Origin of the sequence: Bifidobacterium sp. (assembly GCF_050874245.1) — a bacterium.
In the GTDB taxonomy this organism is placed as follows: domain Bacteria; phylum Actinomycetota; class Actinomycetes; order Actinomycetales; family Bifidobacteriaceae; genus Bifidobacterium.
Window position 1 is genome coordinate 1 of the sequence record NZ_JBNMKH010000139.1, and the last position, 2,841, is coordinate 2,841.

3 protein-coding genes and 1 pseudogene are annotated in these 2,841 nt (G+C 60.1%); all 4 read right to left on the reverse strand.

Annotated features, from left to right (window positions below; translation table 11 throughout):
* Window positions 1-212: pseudogene (locus ACR0P8_RS09205) on the reverse strand (ECF transporter S component); the annotation flags it as partial.
* Window positions 213-249: 37 nt separating this feature from the next.
* A complete protein-coding gene (locus tag ACR0P8_RS09210) occupies window positions 250-852 on the reverse strand; it encodes a uridine kinase family protein (protein WP_026645753.1) in 603 nt (200 codons plus the stop codon).
* A gap of 13 nt (window positions 853-865) precedes the next feature.
* Window positions 866-1,783 carry a DUF362 domain-containing protein gene (locus tag ACR0P8_RS09215; RefSeq protein WP_432624776.1) on the reverse strand — a complete coding sequence of 306 codons (918 nt, stop codon included), beginning with the start codon at window positions 1,781-1,783 and terminating at the stop codon, window positions 866-868.
* A gap of 108 nt (window positions 1,784-1,891) precedes the next feature.
* Window positions 1,892-2,841, reverse strand: a 950-nt coding sequence (locus tag ACR0P8_RS09220) for a LysR substrate-binding domain-containing protein (RefSeq protein ID WP_432624777.1), incomplete at its 5' end; no start/stop codon positions are given.

Consider the following 2,841-nt stretch of genomic DNA (forward strand, 5'->3'; position numbering starts at 1 on the left):
CCAACGAAGATGATCGGCAGGTGCATCGGCAGGAACGCCACGCCCAAAGCGGTGCCCTGCCCGGACACCGCGCCGATGACATGGAACAACTGCGGCAGCGCGACCGCGGCCGCAATGGCCAGCAGCGTCGCCGCGGCCTTGGTGGTCAGGCTCAGCTTCGGCAGGTCGGCGCGGCGCAGGGAACGCACGGATATGGTTGCGGAATCAGACATGTTCATTCTCCTTTTGTTTGCTTCTCTTCGTTAATCGTCATGCATCGTTCGGCAATGCAGTGTCGACCAGCATATCGGCGGCAGTTCGAACGTCGGTCGCTTCGAAATAGCGGTTCTCCAGCGGAATCCACTCGTCGACGAACCGTCGCAGCATACGGGGGTTGCGTGACTCGAGCCGATGCAATTGCTCGGCCGGGTCGATCGCAAGACAGATCATGAAATCGTAATACCCACGCAAGGCGGGATGCATGCTGTAGCTGCCCTCCACGACGGTCAGCCGTGCCGGTTCCACGGTGCGTGAAGCGGCGAAATCGCCCGCATGGCAATCCCAAGGTCGGTATCGCGCGGCTTTCCCGTCGGCAAGCGGCGCCAACGTCTCCGTCTCGAACCGCTCGCGGTCCACGTTGCCACCAGGTTCAGCCAGACGTTCCGGCATGCGCTGCTCCGGACGCAGGAAGAAATCGTCCATATGCAGCACATTGCCACCGAACCGTTCGTTGAGGATTTGGGCGAACGTGGTCTTGCCTGACGCGCATGGACCGTCGATGGCCACGAACACCCGTTCTCGGGTATCGTCCCCAAGCAGCGTCGCCAAGCGTGCGATCGCCTTGTCCGCGGTCCGCGGCGACGCCTCGTTCATGTCCACGCCCATTTCAGTCGAGCACTGTCAGACGGTACGCGCGCGAACCGATGCCGAGTTCTTCGGCGTATTCGAGCGTGTGCTCGCCGTGGCGGGAAGCGATGCGTTCGGTGACGGACGCGCCGTCGGGGGCGATATGGACGAGATCCACGCATGCCTGATCGAGCGCCACCGGGTCAAGCGATGACAACACGCCGATATCGTGCATGTCCGGTTCGGAGGGGGCGGGGAAACAGTCGCAGTCCACGGACAGGCGGTTCATGACGTTCAGATACATCATGTTGCCATGCATGTGGCTGATCACTGCTTCGTCGGCTTCAGCCATCGATTCGAGGAAGTCATCTTGGTCGGCTTCCACCCAGTGGTTGGTGGCCACGCCCGCGGAATGGATCCAGCGTTTGCCGTTCGACGATGCGATGCCGATGGACACGTTTTTGAGCGCGCCGCCGAAGCCGCCCATCGGATGGCCTTTGAAGTGTGAGAGCACGAAGATGGAATCGTAGTCGTCAATATGCTTGCCGACGATGTCGTAGGGAATGTGCCGGTGCTTGGCCACTGGAATCTCGATTTCCCCGCCCATGTCCATGATCTGGATCGGCGCGATGTCGGCGTATCCTCGTTCCTTGAATACGGCGAGGCTTTTCTCCGGCGTTTCGCGGTTGCCGTCATATGCGGTGGCGCATTCCACGAGCGTGCCGCCAATCTCCCGCACAAGGTCCTTGACGAGCGCCGGATTGAGGTTGTTGGATTTCTCCGATTCGCCGGAGTGAATCTTGATGGCCACGCGACCTTCCGGCTTGGTTCCGAGCGCGTGGTAAGCGTCGAGCAGGCTTTCCGGCGTGATCAGGGGTGTGAAATACACCTCCGGAGCCTGCTCATTGTCGGTGCGATGGGCCAATCCGTCCAGTGAGGTGATGTCGAATTCAGTCATGATCCTCCTTGATTGTTTCTTTTTCCGCCATTGAGGCCCAGCATAGCAACTTCAAGTCGACTTGAGGCAAATCCACCGGAATCGTTCCCGTCCGAATCCGGACAACGTCTACGCGCCCACCGTCGCACGGGCCACCGTCATGAAATCGTTCAACGCGCTCCATCGGTAGTCCTGCCTGCGGATGCCGAAATCGATGGAATACCGTGCGCTTTGCCCAAGCGGAAGCACTTTGATTTCGGACAAGGTCTCGCCGTTCTGCGTTCCGTGCAGGAACTGGCGGACCATCAAAGTCGCACCGACACCCAGCTTCGCCAGAGCGAGCAGGGTCTGCATGTTGTCGGACCGCACTTTGACGATGGGACGGAATCCCGACCGCTGGAACAGTTCGTCGCCGATGCGGCCGTCAATGTCGTTGCAGTGGCCAAGCACAAACGGGCATTGGCTCAATGGCGTCAGATCGCCCCGGGCGATGCGCGCCTCAGCCTCGCCCGGTGATCGGCCTACCACCTGCATCCACAGGGAACGTGATATGACCAGCTGCATCTCCTCATCGTAGAAGTCGATGAGTTCCACTCCCGGTATCGCGTGGGCGAAATGCGCAATGGCGAGATCCACCTCTCCGTCGGCCAACCTTCGACCATGTGATTCGTTCACGCCCTCGATCATGTCGATGGCGATACCTGGACGCTTCCTCTGGAATGCGGCGATGACGCGCGGCATGATGGCCTGTCCCCTGGTATGCCCGACTGCCACGCGCAGCACACCCGACTCGTCGTGCGCGATATCGCCGAATTCCTGCATCATCATCGCATGCTCACGTTGGAATCCGTTGGCGTACCGCAGGAACGTCCTTCCCGCATAGGTCAGCTCCAATGGCACATGACGGACGAACAGCTCGCATCCCACCTCCCGTTCGAGGTTCGCGATGTGCGCGCTGAGCGTCTGCTGTGTGATGCCCAGACGTTTCGCCGCCTTGGTAAAGCTTCGTTCCTTGGCGACCATGATGAAGTAATCCATGCTCAGGAAATTCATGCACAGTATTTTACCTGTGACGCGAA